Genomic DNA, 13,933 nt, shown 5'->3' on the forward strand with positions numbered 1-13,933 from the left:
CTCGCCGGCCACGGGGTCGGCGCGCTCTGTGGCCCCGCCTCATGCACCCCGTTCCCTGGCGCGCCTACGCTCTGCTGGCCGCGAGCACCAGCCTCGTGGGCAGCTACGTCGGGCTGTCCAAACTGCTGGTGGCCGCCTTCCCGGTGTTCCTGCTGGCGGGCCTGCGCTTCGGCATCGCGGCCGTGCTCATGCTCCCCTGGCTGCGCAAGCCGGCCGATGAAGCGCCTCTGGACGGCCGTGCCCGGCTGCTGCTGTTCCTGGAATCCTTCCTGGGCAACTTTCTGTTTTCCATCTGCATGCTCTTCGGCCTGCGGCAGAGTTCAGCGGTGGTGGCGGGCGTCATCATGGCCGGCATCCCGGCGGCGGTGGCCCTGCTGAGTTGGGCCTTCCTGCGCGAGCGGCCCAGCGGCCGGGTGCTGGCCGGCATCGCCTGCGCGGTGGGGGGCATCGCGCTGGTGGCCACGGCCAAGCAGGGCGGCGCCGAGACCACGCTGGTGGGGGCGCTGCTGCTGCTCGCGGCGGTCTTCTGCGAGGGCTGCTACGTGGTCATCGGCAAGACCCTGACCGCAGGCCTGGGCCCCAAGCGCATCAGCGCGCTGATCAACCTCTGGGGCCTCGTGCTGGTCTCGCCGCTGGCGATCTGGCAGGGGCTGAGCTTCGACTTCCAGACGCCGCGGCTGCAGGACTGGGGGCTGCTCGCCTACTACGCCGCCACGGCCAGTGTCGTCACGGTCTGGCTGTGGATGGCGGGCCTGAAGCGCCTGCCGGCGGCCCAGGCGGGCGTCTTCATGGTGTTCCTGCCGGTCAGCACCGCGCTGATCGGCTTGCTGCTGGGCGAGCGCCTGTCGGGCCTGCAGGCGCTGGCCTATGGCCTGGCCTTATCGGGCGTGCTGCTGGCGACATGGCCCGGAGCCGCGCCGCGTCGGTAGGATGCCGGGATGTCCCTGGAAGCCGACCTCGCCCGCTGGCGAGACCACCTCAACCGCTTCGCCGCGCTGCTCGGCAATCCGCCAGATCGGGCGGCGCCCCCCACACCGGAGGCCCGGCCGGGCCACTGCCTGGTGCTCGCGCCGCACCCTGATGACGAATGCATCGTCGGCGCCCTGCCCCTGCGACTTCAGCAGGAGGCCGGCTGGCGCGTGACCAATGTGGCCGTCACGCTGGGCAGCAACCCCGAACGCCGCGAGCCGCGCTGGGCTGAACTGGTCGATGCCTGCGGCGTGCTGGGTTTCGGCTGCATCCGCCTGGGCGCCGAGGGGCTGTCGGACGTGCGCGACGACACCGCCGAGCGCAATCCCGCCCTGTGGGCCGCCCATGTGCAGACGCTGGCCGAGCTGCTGACCGAGCAGCAGCCCTGCCTCCTGCTGGCACCGCATGCGCTGGACGACAACCCCAGCCACCGAGGCACCTACCGGCTCGTGGCGGAGGCCCTCGCACGGGCGCGGCTGGACACCGTGCTGGCCCATACCGAGTTCTGGGCCACCCAGTCAGCCCCGAACACACTCGTGCAAACCAGCATCGCCGACACGGCCCGCCTGATTGCCGCGCTGGAGCGCCACACCGGCGAGATCGAGCGCAACCCGTATCACCTGCGCCTGCCCGCGTTCCTGGCCGACAGCGTGCGACGCGGCGGCGAGCTGGTGCTGGGCGCCGGCGAGGCGCCGCCTGATTTCGCCTTCGCCACCCTCTACCGCCTCGTGGCCTACCGCGCCGGCCAGCCCGCGGCCGAACTGCCACGACGCGTCTACCCGGCCGACCAGGCCCTGACTTCCGCCCTGCTCACGCCATGACTGCCACGTCTCACCTCCGCATCCACCAGTTCGCCGGCCTGACGCCCGGCCCGCGCCTGCTCGTGACCGGCGCAGTGCATGGCAACGAGGTGCATGGCACCCAGGCCATGACCGAGATCATTCGACAGTTGGACGCTGGCGAGCTCACCCTGCTGCGCGGCACCCTCACCTGCGTGCCCATCGTCAACCCGCTGGCCCACCAACTGGGCCGCCGCGAGGGCGACCGCAACCTCAACCGCAACCTGCGCCCGCCCGTCATCGCGCAAGACTACGAGGACCGCATCGCCCGGGTGCTGTGCCCGCTCATCGCCCAGCACGACGGCATCCTCGACCTGCACAGCTTCCAGGGCAACGGTCCGGCGTTCGCGATGATCGGCCCGCGCAACAACACCGGCGAACTGGAGCCCTTCTCGCAGGAAGCCACCGAGTCGGCCCTGGCCGCACAGCTCGGTGTGGGCCGCATCGTGGAGGGCTGGCTGTCCACCTACGCCCTCGGCCTGAAGCGCCGGCAGCAGCGCGAGCACGACGGCTCCCGTCGGGCCAGCCTCATCAGCGACCCGCACTATGGCGTGGGCACGACGGAGTACATGCGCTCCACCGGCGGCTGGGCCATCACGCTGGAGTGCGGCCAGCACCTGGACCCGAACGGCCCATCGGTGGCCCGCCTGGCCATCCTGCGCACCCTCGTGTTCCTGGGCATGCTGGATGAAAGCGCCGTGGAGCCCCACCGCCCGAGCCAGCCCCCCGAGATGCTGCAGCTGTACGACGTCATCGACCGCGAGGACATGGGCGACCAGTTCGCCCGCGAGTGGGCCAGCTTCGACCCCGTCGAGAAGGGCCAGACCATCGGCACCCGCGCCAGCGGCGAGGCCGTGCTGGCGCCGAGCGAGGGCCGCATCGTGTTCCCGAACGTGAAGTCACAGCCGGGCACCGAATGGTTCTACCTGGCGCGGCCGAGCGACCGCCAGCTGGGCTGAAGACTTCCCCATCATGGCCGCCGACGCCCCACCCGCCCTGCCCGCCCGCCGGCTGTGGCGAATGGCGGCCAAGGTGCTGCATGAGCTGGCCTCCATCGGCTTCGGCGGCGGGCTGGCCGCCTGCCTCTTCATCAATGGCCTGGCCGACCGCGGCACCCCTGAGACTTTCGCCACCGCACGCGAGGCCTTTGCAGCGATTGCCAACTACCTGCTCGTGCCGTCGATGGCCGTGGTGGTCGTCAGCGGGCTGCTGGCGATTGCCGCAACCCGCGGCTACATGGACGCCGGCTGGGCGTGGTTGAAGGCGCTGCTCGGCATCACCGTGTTCGAGGCCACGCTCATGGTGGTGGGCTCGGGCGGTCGCCACGCCGAGATGCTGGCCGCCTTCACGGCTGACCCTGTGGCGCTGCAGGCGCTGCTTCGTTCGGAGCGCAACACCTTGTGGCTGCTGATCGCGCTGAGCGCGGTCAACGTGGTACTGGCGGTGTGGCGTCCTCGCCTGACGTGGCGGGTGCGCTGACGCCCTGAGCCCGCAGCCTGGCTGCGGCTGACTGCAGGCCACCTCGCGCCGGCTGCAACTCGCCCGCTTTGCCCAGGCCAAAGGCCGGCATGTTCACGTAGACGTTTTCGTAGCGCCCCGGGCCGGCGAGATAGGTCTCGTGCCAGATGCCGACGCTGCCGTCCGTGCCGATCGCCCGGTTGAAGGCCTGCCAGGCCGGCAGATGCGCCGCCTGGCGGTCCTGCGCATAGGCCAGCAGCGCGTCCATGCTGCGCCAGTACTGCACCAGCAGAATCGTTCGCGAGAACCACATCTCGTGGCTCAGCAGCCCAAGCTCGGGCTGGGTGTAGAGCTCCCGCAGCATCTTCGGCATGGCCGACGCCACCGGCCACCAGCGGTGCACCGCCCAGGGCCGGTTGATGCGCATGCCGATCAAGAAGACGGCGAACTCACCGTCCAGCCGCGCCGTGAGGCGATCGCGATGGATCATGGGGTCCTCCTGCATTCACCGGTGGCGCCAATAGCCAGGCCCGCGTCCATGGTGCGCAATGGCACTCACTCTGACCAGGCTGCCATCGACCCGATACAGGATGGAGAACGGATAGCGACCGATTGGATAGAGCCGCCGGCCACGCGATGTGGGCGTACCCACGCCTGGAAAGGTTTCGATCAGCCGGATCTTGGCCTCAAAGCCGGCAAGAAAGTTCTGCGCCGCCGCCAGGCCGAATTGATGCCGGCAGAACTCGGTCGCGTCCGCCAGCTCTGCGGCAGCCTCTGGCGCGAGGACAAACGTCACTTCAGCCGCGCACGGGCCTGGGCCAAGGCCTGCTGGCCATCCACCCACTGCTGCGGGTCTTGCGCCAGGCGCGCCTCGCGACGATCGGCCTCGACGCCCCAGGTCTCCTCCCAAGCCGGGTCGTGGCCGAGACTGACCAGCAGCTTGTCCACCAGTCGGGAGCGATCAGCCTGAGGGAGGCTGAGCAATTCGGCCTCCAGCACCTCGATCGGAATGGACATGCGGCACCTCCAAGAATCTGCGCTCAAGCATGCCACAGGCCGTGGCGCTCAACCCATGGTCCCACGGCGCTGCATCGCCTCGCGCCAGCGCAGCAGGTGAGGATGCGCCTCGCCCGGCTTGACCTTCACGATGCGTGCGAAATCGACCGCAACGACGGCCGTGATGTCGGCCACGCTGAACTGCCCTGCGGCGATGAAGTCGCGGTGGGCCAGGTGGTCGTTCAGCACGGCCAGGAAATGGTGCAACCGCGCCAGACCGCGTTCGGCCAGTGCGGGAATCTGGGCGTAGCCGACCGGGCCCGGCAAGGCCCGCCCCGCCATGGCCGGGCTGCTGTTGCGCACCGCTTCAGCAATGGCCATCAGGCCCTCGAACTCCACACGCCACTGCCAGCCGGCGATCTCGGCCTTGTCCAGCGGTGTGCGGCCCAACAGGGGCGGCTCGGGAAAACGGGCTTCCAGGTAGGCCGCGATGCTGGCGTTGTCGGTCAGCACCGGACCTTCGTCGGTCACCAGCGCCGGCACGGTGCACTGCGGGTTGATGCGCCGGAAGGCCTCGCCGAGCTGCTCGCCGCTGCGCAGGTCGACCTGCACGGTCTCGTGCGGCACGTTCTTCTCGGCCAGGAAGATGCGCGCCCGGCGCGGGCTCGGGGCGGTGGCGCAGTCGTACAGGGTGATCATGGCGCGAGCTTGTCTTGCGTGCGGGTGTCGAAGTCGCTGGCGTCGTGCCGCTCATGGAGCTGCGTGGCGGGGTCGCCGTAGACGCGGTTGACCTTGCGACCGCGTTGCACCGCGGGCCGCTGGGCGATCTCGTCGGCCCAACGGATGACGTGGCTGTATTCGTGCACCGACAGGAACTCACCCGCGCCATAGAGCTGCCCCTTGGCCAGCGCGCCGTACCAGGGCCAGGTGGCGATGTCGGCCAGCGTGTACTCGTCGCCCGCCAGGTAGCGGCGCTCGGCCAACAGCCGGTTGAGCACGTCCATCTGTCGCTTGACCTCCATCGCGTAGCGGTTGATGGGGTACTCCAGCTTCTCCGGCGCATAGGCATAGAAGTGCCCGAAGCCACCGCCCAGGAAAGGCGCGCTGCCCATCTGCCAGAACAGCCAGCTCAGCGCCTCCGCACGCGCCGCGCCCGACGCCGGCATGAAGGCGCCGCCGAACTTCTCCGACAGGTACATCAGGATGGCCCCCGACTCGAACACCCGCACCGGCTCGGAGCCGCTGCGGTCCATCAAGGCCGGAATCTTGGAGTTGGGATTGACCTCCACGAAGCCGCTGCCGAACTGCTGGCCCTCGTTGATGCGGATCAGCCAGGCGTCGTACTCCGCGCCGGTGTGGCCCAGGGCCAGCAGCTCTTCCAGCAGGATGGTGACCTTGACGCCATTGGGCGTGCCGAGCGAATAGAGCTGCAGCGGATGGCGCCCCACGGGCAGCTCACGCTCGTGCGTGGCGCCGGCAATCGGACGGTTGATGTTGGCGAATTGACCGCCACTGGCGGTGTTCCAGGTCCAGACCTGGCGCGGCGTGTAGTCAGGCATGAAGCGTTCCGGGTTTCAACCCGGCAACGCTAGCGCAAAAGCCAGTTTCCCGTTGCGCTTCACGTGATAAAGCGCTTCGTCGGCAGACCGCAGCAATGCGGCGGCCTGGTCGCCGTGCAGCGGCAGGCAGGCGACACCCAGGCTGACGCCCACGCGCACCACCTCGCCGCCAGCCAGCTCGATGGGTTGAGAAAGCCCGTCGATCAACTGGGTCATGACCTGCGTCAGCACCGCGTCGCCCGGCCCGACATCACGCAGCGCCACCAGGAACTCGTCACCGCCCAGGCGCGCCACCAGGTCCGACGAACGCCGCACCGCCGCCCGCATGCGCTCGGCGCAGGCCACCAACACCGCATCGCCTGCCGCATGCCCATGGGTGTCGTTGATGCGCTTGAAGCCATCCAGGTCAATGCAGACCACGCTGAGCGACGCCGCGCCTTCGCGGGCCTCGTGCACCAGCCGGGCCAGGGTCTGCTCACCCGCGGCCCGGTTCTTGAGCTGGGTCAGCCCATCGTGCTCGGCCCGGTGGCGCACCGCGTTCTCGTTCGTCTTGCGCTCGGTCACGTCGTAGATCACGCCCTCGACCGTGCCGCCGTCAGGCGGCGCCGAGATCAGGCAGTGGACCCAGCGCCGCGCCTCGCCCACCGGCGCCAACTCCAGGTCCGCAGACACGGCTTCACAGCGCTGGGCGGCCTCCGCCATCATCTGGCGCACCTGCTCCGGGCGCTGGAAGACGCGGGCGATGAAGTCCTGCTCCCCCAGCGCGCGCAACTCGCCCATGCTCAAGCTGAGCAGACGCGAGACCGTCGGGTTGGCGTTGATCAGGCGGCCCTGCGCATCCACCACGAAGATGCCGGCGCTGCTGGCATCGAAGATCTGGCGGTACTGTGCCTCCATGGCTTCCACGGCGGCCCGCAGCTGGCGCTCGGTCTGCAGGGCGCGCTCGTTGGAATCCAGCAGCGCGTTCGCACCCGCGATCAGCACGCCGATCTCATCGTGCGCATGCCCCGCTGGCGTCTGCAGACGTTCTTCGGCACCAGGCTGCATCCGGCGCAGGGCGCTGGCCAGCCGCACGATGGGGCGCGACACCAGGCGTGCGGCCAGCAGGTAGAGCACGACGGCCAGCACCGCCGCCTGCCCGGCCATGGCCGCGGCCAGGGTGTAGGCCTCCCGGTCGGCGTCTGCTCGCACGCGGGCCTCGTTGATCTGGATGCGCAACTGCGCCAGGCGCTCGCTGCCGTCAAACGGCGACAGCACCGGCCGCTGCAGCCAGCTGCCCGGCAAGCCGGGGCCTACGCCCGGACGCGCGGCCCGGGCCAATCGACGACCGTCGGGTGCCACGACCTCAGCCACGTCCACCCATTCGTTGCGTGCCAGGCCGCTGACGACCTCCTGCAGCAGCACCGGGTCGTTCGCAAAGGCGCCAATGGCAAGCGTCTTCTCGACCGCTGCCACCACCGCTTCGACATTGCTGCGGCTGCTGGCCAGCGCCCTCGCCTGCCCGAAGTGGTAGGCGATCGTCGCTGCCACGACGGCCAGCAAGGCCGCGCTCGCGAACGCCAGCAGCATGAAGCGCAGCTGCAGGCTGCGGGTACCGCGCACCCGCGAGACGGCCGGCGCGGTCATCGGGCGGCGGCCTCCTTGATGACCAGCACCGTGCGCAGGGCCGGGTCAGCCGGCTCCCGGCTCAGCCACCCCAGCGCGCCGGGGTTGCGGCGCAGGGCAGCGAGCATCGCCGTTTCATCAGGCAGGGCCTGGGGCGGCACACTCTGGCCGGAGAACATCAGGCGCGACCAGTAGCTGTTCACCTGCGCCACGGTCATTCCGGTGAGCGCCTGGTAGAACGCGGCGCGGCGCGGATCGTCCCGCGGCAGATCCAGGATCAGCGCAATCTCGCCGTTCGTGAACGCACGGCTGCGGCCCATGTAGAGCGCAATCGCCTCCTTGGCGCTCAGGTTGCGCTCCGGATTGGCGGCGTTCACGACCACATAGAAATCAGCCCGCGCCGCGCCGGCCAGCAGCAGGCTGGTCAGCAGGAGCGGCAGGCGCAAGCGCATCGGGGTCGCCTTCACACCGCTCAGAAGATGAAGTCCAGCACGAGGCTGGTCAGGCGCGCCCGGGCGGCGCGGCTGTCGGCACCGGTCCAGAGCGATCCACCGCCGAAGGGCACGCGCACCTGGTCCCACTGCAGCTTGACCGCCGCCTGCGGGTGCACATCCCAGCGCACGCCCACGGCGTTGCTGGACTGCTCGATGCGCCCGCCGTTCAGGAGCCCGGTGGCTGCATCAGCGAGTTGCTGCGCCTGTGCCGCCGTGCTCGGCCCGAGCACCGGCGTGAGGCTCGCCTGCCAGGCTGGCGGGTTCAGGGCGTCAAGCCCATTGCGGACCCGGCTGAAGCTGACGTAGGGCGTCCAGGCGCCGAACCTGCGGCCGAGGGTGAGGTAAGCCGCGTTCTCGATCGTCAGCGGCGATGCATCCACCCGCACGAACTCCAGATTGGCCTGCCAGTCAGCGGATTCGTACCGGGCACCGAGCTCGGTGAACGTCGCCGGCATGTTGTTGGTACTGAGGCGATCCCTGAACGCCTGGGCTTGGGCCGCAATGTCCGGCAGCGGAAGTTGCGCCAGCTGGCCAAAAGTCTGGATGGCTGGCTGCAGCCCGGAAAGATCGAAATTCACCCGCCCGCGGGCTGCACTGGCGCGCAGGAACCATGGCCCCTCCTCGCGTGACACCATCACCCCGCGCACACCGGTCAGGCGGCCTGGCTTGGAGAAGTTCGTGTCTCCGATCCGTGTGGTGCCCGCCATGACCTTGACGCGCCACTGCGCATCGCCCACCCACCAGCTGCGGGCCACGTCCCCGCCGTCCAACGTGGTCGGCTGGCGGGCATACAGCTCGACCGGTGGACGCGCCGTCAGGAAGCCAAAGCCCACGTTGCGGTAGTCGGCCATCAAAAAGGCGTCGACGTTCACCCGCCCGAGGCGCAGCGTCCAGTCGGCGTCCGGGCGGTAGCTGGCGTAGGCCCATTCCAAGGCATCGGTGTCTGCGGCATAGGCGCCCCGCTTCTTGGCGATGACCTGACCGACCAGCTCCAGCGCCGGGCTGGCCGCGTAGTTTAGCTGCACACCGAGGCGAGAGTCGACGTCGGTGCGCCAGGTGGACGCATGTCCGGGCTGCGTGAGCTCGCGTCGATAGCCCCAACCCTCAGGGCCGCTCAGGCCCGCCACGCCCAGCGTGCCGAAACCACTGAGCCGCAACGACGGACCCGCGACCGGCTCCGGGGGCGCATCGGCTGGACCCACGTCAGCAGAAACCGAGGCTGCCGCCAGGGCGCCCAGCAACAGGCCCACGGCCCACGACGCCGCTCGGCGGCCAGGGCGCGACGAACGCGGCGAATCGTCCAACAAGGTGTCTCCCTTCACGCGACTGATTATTGGAGGCTGCGCCCCTGTCGGCCAGCCCCTGCCGCGCGCGAACCCCAAACCCTTCACGGTTGAAACGGCCGCTTGCAGGGGTCATGGCGGCCTGCCGTGACAATGGCGTCATGCGTATCGACTTCATCTCCGACATCGTCTGCCCGTGGTGCGCCATCGGCCTGTACTCGCTCGAAGCGGCCGCCGCCCGCATCCCGGGCCTGACGCTGGATCTGCATTTCCACCCCTTCGAGCTCAACCCCGGCATGGGGCCCGAAGGCCAGGACATCGAGGAGCACCTGGCCGAGAAGTACGGCGCCAGCCCCGAACAGCTTGCCGGCACGCGCCAGGCCATCCGTGAGCGCGGCGCAGCGCTGGGTTTCGAGTTCCGGATGGAGGCGCGCAGCCGCATCTACAACACCCGTGACGGCCACCGCCTGCTGCACTGGGCCGGGGAAGCCTTCGGCGCCCACGCGCAGCGATCGCTGAAGGTCGCCCTGCTCAAGGCCTACTTCACCGAGGGCCGTGATGTCTCCGATGCGGCCGTGTTGCTGGACGTGGCGACGTCGACCGGCCTGCCTGAGGCTGACGCGCGCGAGCTGCTGGCCAGCCGCCGCTATGACGCCGAGGTTGCCGCCGCAGAAGCCGAAGTCCAGCGCCAGGGCATCCACGCGGTGCCGGCCATCGTGGTCAATCAGCGCCACCTGATCCAGGGCGGCCAGTCGGTCGAGGTGTTCGAGCAACTGCTGCGGCAGGTGCTGGCGCAGCCAGCCTGAGACAATCCGGGCATTCCGTATCCGAAGCCCGCCGCTGGCGGGCTTCTTGTTTCCCAAGCGATCCATGTTCAAGAACCTGATCACCTACCGCATCGGCGAAGGCTGGCAGACCGACGCCACCCAGCTCGCCGAGCAACTCGCCAAGGAACCTTTCCTCGCCTGCGGCCCGACCCAGCCCCTGGCCGTGGGCTGGGCTCCGCCCCGTGGCGTCGAGCACGCGCCCCTCGTCGAAGTGGTCGACGGCCACTGGCTGATCAAGCTCAAGCGCGAACAGCGCCTGCTGCCCTCCTCCGTCGTCAATGACCGCGTGGACGAACTGTGCGAGCAGATCGAAGAGCAGACCGGCCGCAAGCCCGGCAAGAAGGCAAAGAAGGAACTCAAGGAACAAGCCGCCCACGAACTGCTGCCGCGCGCCTTCACCAAGACGTCGGCGACCCAGGTCTGGATCGCGCCCAACGAGCGCCTGCTCTTCGTGGATGCCGGCTCCAGCAGCCGGGCCGACGAGGTCATCACGCTGCTGATCCAGGCCAGCCCGGGCCTGAGCCTGCAGCTGGTGCAGACGGCCGAGAGCCCCGCGGCCTGCATGGCCGCCTGGCTGATGGACGGCGTGACGCCCGAGGGTTTCCAGATCGAGCGCGAGTGCGAACTCAAAGGCAGCGACGAGCAAAAGCCCGTGGTGCGCTACGCCCGCCATCCGCTGGACATCGACGAGGTTCGCGCCCACCTGACCAGCGGCAAGATGCCGACGCGGCTGGCGCTGAGCTGGAATGAACGGGTCGCCTTCACGCTGACGGAGGCGTTCGCGATCAAGAAGATCAGCTTCCTGGATCTGGCTTTCGAGGGACGGCCCGACGTCAGCGGCGACGAGGCCTTCGACGCCGACCTTGCGCTGGCCACGGGCGAACTCGGCCGCCTCATTCCGGCGCTGATCGAGGGCCTGGGCGGCGAACACGACTTTGCTGCAGCTGCCGCCACCCCGGCACCCGCGCCGGCCGCGCTGCCCACCGAGCCCCTGCCCGAGGGCGCCGCGCCCTGGTGAGGCGTCAGAACCCGAGCTTGAGCGTCAGGCGCACCGTGCGCGGCTCGGCCGGGTGCACGTGCCGGTCGGCCACGGCAGCCGCTTCGCCTGGCAGCCGCGACTCGTAGAAGTACTCGATGTCGTTCACCTTGCGGTCGGCGAGGTTGAACACGTCCAGCGTGAGCTCGCTGCGCAGACCCAGCCGCCGGCTCACGCGCAGGTTGGTCGTCAATGACGCGCGGGAACGCACGCTGTTGTCCTCGATCAACGCGCCGGAGCCCAGGTAGCGCCACTGCAGGCTGGCCGACCACGGCCCCAGATCGCGCAGCGTGACGGCCAGCGAGGCGACCTTGTCGACCGCGTTCGGGATGCGGTTGCCCGCAGGGTCGGTGTCGGCGAATCGCGCATGGGTCCAGGCCAGGTCGGCGTCGATCAGCAGCCAGGGCTCGGGCACGTAGCGGTTGTTCCATTCCACGCCGCGCCGCTTGCTGGGCCGGTTGGCCTCAGTGGCGCCCGCATCGCCGACGTAGACCAGCTCGGAATCGAAGTCGAGCTGCCACAGCGCCAGGGAGCTCTGCAGTCCGGGCAGCCATTCGGTGCGCGCCCCCAGTTCCAGGCCTCGGGCGGCCACCAGGCCCGGCACCGGCGCCAGCGCGTCGCCGGTCTTGGGGTCGATGCGGGTGGTCGTGCCGCGCGCGTCATTGCTGTGAAAACCGCGACCGGCGTTGAAGAAGAACTCGGTCCGCGCCCACGGCCCAGCGATCAGCGACAGCTTGGGCGACAGCAGATGGGCCGATGTCCGGCCGCTGTTGGCTGCCAGGGTCAGGCTGTTCACATCAAAGCGGGCCTCGTCGGCGCGCAGCCCGGCGACGGCGCGCAACCAGGCGGTGAGCTCAACCGACGTCTGGCCATAGACCCCGGCCTGCGTCTGGCGCACCTGGTCGTCGCGGGTCGTGGCGGTGATGCGGCGCTGCACCGTGTCGAACAACCCCACGCGGATGCGGTCCTGGCGCAGCTGCAGCCCGATCTCGGACCGCGCCGGCAGGCCGGCCCAAGCGTGGTCGATGCTGTGGCTGGCCGCCAGGCCGTAGACCCGGCGTTCGTCCTGCTGCGAGAACTGGTCGCCGTCATCCGGCCGATCCAGGGCGTAGGTGAAATTGCTGAAGAGCTGCAGCCGGTAGTCCATGGCGTAGGCCGAAACGCGGCTGCGGCTGGCGTCGGTTGCGCGATGCCATTCGCCGGAGAAACTGCTGCGGCGGGTGTTGCCGCCGTCGCTGGTGTCGACCGCATCGAAGCGGCCGAAGGGCTGGCCGTTGTAGCGGCCCGCGTCGATCAGGCGCTCAGGGACCTGGTCGGTCGAGTTCCAGCGAGCGTCGTAGCCCATCAGGCTGGCACTCCACCCCTCGGCCCGCGTACCCCCCGACAAGGTCAGCACGCCGTTGGACTTGCGCAGGCGCTCCGGCAGGCGCCAGGGGCCGTCGTTGTGCTGCACTTCGAGGGCCGCGAGCAGGTTCAGGCCACCGCCCAGCGTGGTGGCTCCCGCGCCAACAAAGCGCTGGAACTGGCGCTGGCCCAGGGTCAGCGCCGCAAAGTTGTCGTCCAGGGTCTGGCGATAGACGATGTCGGCCGAGCCGGCGGCCGCGAAGTCGCCGTTCTTCGCGAAGTACGGGCCTTTGCGGTATTCGATGCGCTCGACCAGTTCAGGAATGAGGAAGTTCAGGTCCGCATAGCCCTGGCCATGACCATGGGTGGGCATGTTGACGGGCAGGCCGTTGACGGTGGTGGCGAAGTCGGTGCCGTGGTCCAGGTTGAAGCCGCGCAGGAAGTACTGGTTGGCTTTGCCGTCGCCGGAGTGCTGGGTGACGATGAGGCCGGGCACGAACTCCAGCACTTCGCCCGGACGCAATGCGGGGCGGCTCTTCAGCAGCTCGGCGCGGATCACGCCTTCCGAGGCGGCATCGCTGCTGCCCACGGCGTTGTCGTAGTGGCGACCTTCAACGGCCACGCGCTCCAGCGCAACGACGGCCGGCGCCGTCTGGCCATGTGCTCCGGCTGCACAAAGTGCGCTGGCCAGCACCAGCACTCGCGGCCTGCCGCGAGAGAAATGAAAAGAGGGCATAAGGTTCTCGGTGAACTCGGCGCGCGTGCGCACCCGTTCCCGCCGGCCATCCAGGCAGGCGGATTGCTGACAAGCCATGCAAGGCGCCTGCGGCGCCGGGGGTCGTCAGGCGCGCGGCGGTGCCAGCGGGGGCGGCACGACGCGATCGCGCCAGGCGCTCGTGGTGCCCATGACCGGCGGGAGCGCCTCGCCCTCGGCGAGCTTCCACCGCTGGGGCAGCCAGGCCAGGAACAGCGTGGCCCCCACCTGCCGGCCTTCATCGCCGGGGTCGGGCAGATCGAGCACGTCCCGGGTGTCGGCATCGTGCGTGTGGAAGACGCCGTCGTGCGAGTGCAGGCCCTGTTCGTGCCAGCTGCCCTGCCCAACCAGGCGCAGGTCCTGGGCCGCATGCAGGCGGTCGAGCACCGCGCGCAGCGGGGCCGCCAGCCGCGCGGCCAGCGAGACCGGGCTGTCATGCCCTCCGGCCGCGATGCGGGAAGCGCCGGTATGCACATGGCGGTGGGCCTTCAGCCCGGCCGCCAGCTGCGCCACGCTGTGCAGCGGCAACACCACCACCAGCATCACGAGGATGCCGGCACGGGCGCGACGCAGCAGCGATGACAGGGTGAGGTGCACAGGCTTCAAGAAAGTGTCAATACGGGCGGACGGCCGCCAGACGGCCAACGCCGGATCATCGACATCCGGCATTGCCTTCGTGTGACGAGACGGCAAACGGCCCTGAGCCTCTTTACGTAGCTGCAGGCCGGCTGGATGCAGCCGCAGCGACTTCAAACGTGGGATGGCCCCT

16 protein-coding genes are annotated in these 13,933 nt (G+C 69.6%); 6 read left to right on the forward strand and 10 right to left on the reverse strand.

Translation table 11 applies throughout. The features are described 5' to 3' along the window. Positions 1–41: 41 nt before the first annotated feature. The 4 genes from CDO81_RS01690 to CDO81_RS01705 are packed head-to-tail and all read left to right on the forward strand — an operon-like array spanning position 42 to position 3,287. Positions 42–929: a DMT family transporter gene (locus CDO81_RS01690; protein WP_088481424.1), complete on the forward strand. Its 888-nt coding sequence runs from the start codon at positions 42–44 to the stop codon at positions 927–929. A 9-nt stretch (positions 930–938) separates the two neighbouring features. Beyond that, positions 939–1,790, forward strand: a complete 852-nt coding sequence (locus tag CDO81_RS01695; protein WP_088481425.1) for a PIG-L deacetylase family protein — start codon at positions 939–941, stop codon at positions 1,788–1,790. Beyond that, complete coding sequence (locus CDO81_RS01700) at positions 1,787–2,767, forward strand: succinylglutamate desuccinylase/aspartoacylase family protein (protein WP_088481426.1); 981 nt, start codon at positions 1,787–1,789, stop codon at positions 2,765–2,767. Before CDO81_RS01695 ends, CDO81_RS01700 begins: the two co-directional genes overlap by 4 nt. Before the next feature lie 13 nt (positions 2,768–2,780). Continuing rightward, positions 2,781–3,287, forward strand: a complete 507-nt coding sequence (locus CDO81_RS01705; protein WP_088481427.1) for a hypothetical protein — start codon at positions 2,781–2,783, stop codon at positions 3,285–3,287. On the opposite strand, the gene CDO81_RS01710 is transcribed toward CDO81_RS01705, so the two are convergent. From CDO81_RS01710 to CDO81_RS01745, 8 genes are read right to left on the reverse strand one after another with little or no spacing between them, the layout of a single operon-like run. Then, positions 3,235–3,756 carry a DUF4188 domain-containing protein gene (locus CDO81_RS01710; protein ID WP_088482402.1) on the reverse strand — a complete coding sequence of 174 codons (522 nt, stop codon included), beginning with the start codon at positions 3,754–3,756 and terminating at the stop codon, positions 3,235–3,237. The two genes, CDO81_RS01705 and CDO81_RS01710, sit on opposite strands and share 53 nt — an antisense overlap. 15 nt (positions 3,757–3,771) lie before the next feature. Beyond that, positions 3,772–4,062: a type II toxin-antitoxin system RelE/ParE family toxin gene (locus tag CDO81_RS01715; RefSeq protein WP_158218133.1), complete on the reverse strand. Its 291-nt coding sequence runs from the start codon at positions 4,060–4,062 to the stop codon at positions 3,772–3,774. Next, positions 4,059–4,283, reverse strand: a complete 225-nt coding sequence (locus tag CDO81_RS01720) for an addiction module protein (protein ID WP_088481429.1) — start codon at positions 4,281–4,283, stop codon at positions 4,059–4,061. Before CDO81_RS01720 ends, CDO81_RS01715 begins: the two co-directional genes overlap by 4 nt. A gap of 48 nt (positions 4,284–4,331) precedes the next feature. After that, positions 4,332–4,961 (reverse strand): glutathione S-transferase family protein, encoded by a 630-nt coding sequence (locus CDO81_RS01725; RefSeq protein WP_088481430.1) that lies wholly within the window; start codon positions 4,959–4,961, stop codon positions 4,332–4,334. Further along, entirely contained in the window at positions 4,958–5,821 is an 864-nt protein-coding gene (yghU, locus tag CDO81_RS01730; protein WP_088481431.1) for a glutathione-dependent disulfide-bond oxidoreductase, read from the reverse strand. Before yghU ends, CDO81_RS01725 begins: the two co-directional genes overlap by 4 nt. 15 nt (positions 5,822–5,836) lie before the next feature. Next, on the reverse strand, positions 5,837–7,447 hold the full coding sequence (locus CDO81_RS01735) for a diguanylate cyclase domain-containing protein (protein ID WP_088481432.1): 1,611 nt from the start codon (positions 7,445–7,447) through the stop codon (positions 5,837–5,839). After that, the gene (locus CDO81_RS01740; RefSeq protein ID WP_088481433.1) at positions 7,444–7,878 is read right to left on the reverse strand and encodes a hypothetical protein; all 435 of its coding nucleotides are present in this window, start codon (positions 7,876–7,878) and stop codon (positions 7,444–7,446) included. Before CDO81_RS01740 ends, CDO81_RS01735 begins: the two co-directional genes overlap by 4 nt. A 20-nt stretch (positions 7,879–7,898) precedes the next feature. Then, positions 7,899–9,242, reverse strand: a complete 1,344-nt coding sequence (locus tag CDO81_RS01745; RefSeq protein ID WP_158218134.1) for a hypothetical protein — start codon at positions 9,240–9,242, stop codon at positions 7,899–7,901. Between the two features lie 122 nt (positions 9,243–9,364). On the opposite strand from CDO81_RS01745, the gene CDO81_RS01750 reads away from it, so the two are divergent. Both CDO81_RS01750 and CDO81_RS01755 read left to right on the forward strand, forming a co-directional pair. Next, complete coding sequence (locus CDO81_RS01750; RefSeq protein ID WP_088482403.1) at positions 9,365–10,009, forward strand: DsbA family oxidoreductase; 645 nt, start codon at positions 9,365–9,367, stop codon at positions 10,007–10,009. Positions 10,010–10,073: 64 nt separating this feature from the next. Beyond that, the gene (locus CDO81_RS01755; protein WP_088481435.1) at positions 10,074–11,048 is read left to right on the forward strand and encodes a recombination-associated protein RdgC; all 975 of its coding nucleotides are present in this window, start codon (positions 10,074–10,076) and stop codon (positions 11,046–11,048) included. A 4-nt stretch (positions 11,049–11,052) separates the two neighbouring features. Here CDO81_RS01755 and CDO81_RS01760 read toward each other — a convergent pair whose 3' ends face one another. Together CDO81_RS01760 and CDO81_RS01765 are read right to left on the reverse strand one after the other, a co-directional pair. Then, positions 11,053–13,146: a TonB-dependent receptor gene (locus CDO81_RS01760; RefSeq protein ID WP_088482404.1), complete on the reverse strand. Its 2,094-nt coding sequence runs from the start codon at positions 13,144–13,146 to the stop codon at positions 11,053–11,055. A 105-nt stretch (positions 13,147–13,251) separates the two neighbouring features. After that, a complete protein-coding gene (locus CDO81_RS01765; RefSeq protein WP_088481436.1) occupies positions 13,252–13,770 on the reverse strand; it encodes a hypothetical protein in 519 nt (172 codons plus the stop codon). Positions 13,771–13,933: the final 163 nt, after the last annotated feature.

The sequence above is a fragment of the Roseateles puraquae genome (genome assembly GCF_002205845.1).
GTDB lineage: Bacteria > Pseudomonadota > Gammaproteobacteria > Burkholderiales > Burkholderiaceae_C > Pelomonas > Pelomonas puraquae.

What these genes read in the sequence shown, in the direction of transcription:
- CDO81_RS01700 (WP_088481426.1), top strand. Translation starts at nt 1,787, where the DNA reads ATGACTGCCACGTCTCACCTCCGCATCCACCAGTTCGCCGGCCTGACG.
- CDO81_RS01735 (WP_088481432.1), bottom strand. Translation starts at nt 7,447, where the DNA reads ATGACCGCGCCGGCCGTCTCGCGGGTGCGCGGTACCCGCAGCCTGCAG.
- CDO81_RS01755 (WP_088481435.1), top strand. Translation starts at nt 10,074, where the DNA reads ATGTTCAAGAACCTGATCACCTACCGCATCGGCGAAGGCTGGCAGACC.
- CDO81_RS01710 (WP_088482402.1), bottom strand. Translation starts at nt 3,756, where the DNA reads ATGATCCATCGCGATCGCCTCACGGCGCGGCTGGACGGTGAGTTCGCC.
- CDO81_RS01690 (WP_088481424.1), top strand. Translation starts at nt 42, where the DNA reads ATGCACCCCGTTCCCTGGCGCGCCTACGCTCTGCTGGCCGCGAGCACC.
- CDO81_RS01760 (WP_088482404.1), bottom strand. Translation starts at nt 13,146, where the DNA reads ATGCCCTCTTTTCATTTCTCTCGCGGCAGGCCGCGAGTGCTGGTGCTG.
- CDO81_RS01720 (WP_088481429.1), bottom strand. Translation starts at nt 4,283, where the DNA reads ATGTCCATTCCGATCGAGGTGCTGGAGGCCGAATTGCTCAGCCTCCCT.
- CDO81_RS01740 (WP_088481433.1), bottom strand. Translation starts at nt 7,878, where the DNA reads ATGCGCTTGCGCCTGCCGCTCCTGCTGACCAGCCTGCTGCTGGCCGGC.
- CDO81_RS01725 (WP_088481430.1), bottom strand. Translation starts at nt 4,961, where the DNA reads ATGATCACCCTGTACGACTGCGCCACCGCCCCGAGCCCGCGCCGGGCG.
- CDO81_RS01750 (WP_088482403.1), top strand. Translation starts at nt 9,365, where the DNA reads ATGCGTATCGACTTCATCTCCGACATCGTCTGCCCGTGGTGCGCCATC.
- CDO81_RS01705 (WP_088481427.1), top strand. Translation starts at nt 2,781, where the DNA reads ATGGCCGCCGACGCCCCACCCGCCCTGCCCGCCCGCCGGCTGTGGCGA.
- CDO81_RS01695 (WP_088481425.1), top strand. Translation starts at nt 939, where the DNA reads ATGTCCCTGGAAGCCGACCTCGCCCGCTGGCGAGACCACCTCAACCGC.
- yghU (WP_088481431.1), bottom strand. Translation starts at nt 5,821, where the DNA reads ATGCCTGACTACACGCCGCGCCAGGTCTGGACCTGGAACACCGCCAGT.